1 pseudogene is annotated in these 975 nt (G+C 34.8%); it reads right to left on the reverse strand.

The annotated features are described in order from the left end of the window. Positions 1 to 451 precede the first annotated feature (451 nt). Positions 452 to 975 (reverse strand): annotated as a pseudogene (locus tag TY19_RS04940) (hypothetical protein); the annotation flags it as partial.

Consider the following 975-nt stretch of genomic DNA (forward strand, 5'->3'; position numbering starts at 1 on the left):
ACAATATTATTTATAAATAAAAATTATTGCAATAATTATGAGATAAAATAGGCAGTCACATTTTAAAAGAAATGTTTCATCTTATCAATGAAGAGTAATTAAAAAACAAATAAGGATCAATATAGTTCAAATATAAAATCCTCAGTTTTTGATCTGAAATTGTTTTAAGTTCACGAGATGATAGAATTAGGAAATAAACGACTTATAAGACCTCTAATGTGGATTAGAGGGCCTATTTGATTAGGAAATATGCGGAAGAAAATTGCCGCCATTAAAATTGGTTTATAAGCTTAATTTCCATCCTGTAATACATCTTATCGCGGATATTTCTATTAAATAAGCGTCTCAATGGAAATTGATCAACTTTAATGAAATTTTATCCTTGATTCTCTTAGGACAAAGTACGCTTTTATTTTCGTCGCCAGAATTCCTTCTTTTTTATTAAATTTTTTTACCTATGAATTTCTAAATTGAGTGAAGCTGCTACAGTTTTAAAACGTGCTAATCCTGCATCGGTGAGATTATAGCAACTACTCAGATCTAGATATTGCAAAGTCGTTAAGGGTGTCAAATGGGCTAATCCATCGTCAGTGAGATTATAGCATAGGCTTAGAACTAGATATTGCAAACTCGTTAAGGGCGTTAAATGCGCTAATCCGACATCGGTGAGATATTCACATCCGCTTAAATCTAGATGCTGCAAACCCACTAAAGGTGTCAAATGCGTTAATCCTGCATCAGTAAGTTTATCGCAAAAGATTAAATCTAGATGCTGCAAACTCGTTAAAGGTGTCAAATGGGCTAATCCAGCATCCGTGAGATTCTTGCACGCACACAGATTTAGATGCTGCAAACTCGTTAAAGGTGTTAAATGCGCTAATCCATCATCGGTGAGATATCCACATCCGGTTAAATCTAGATGCAGCAAAGCCGTTAAGGGCGTTAAATGCGCTAATCCTGCATCAGTGAGACGCC

Origin of the sequence: Candidatus Protochlamydia sp. R18, from assembly GCF_000648255.1 — a bacterium.
GTDB classification, from domain to species: domain Bacteria; phylum Chlamydiota; class Chlamydiia; order Chlamydiales; family Parachlamydiaceae; genus Protochlamydia; species Protochlamydia amoebophila.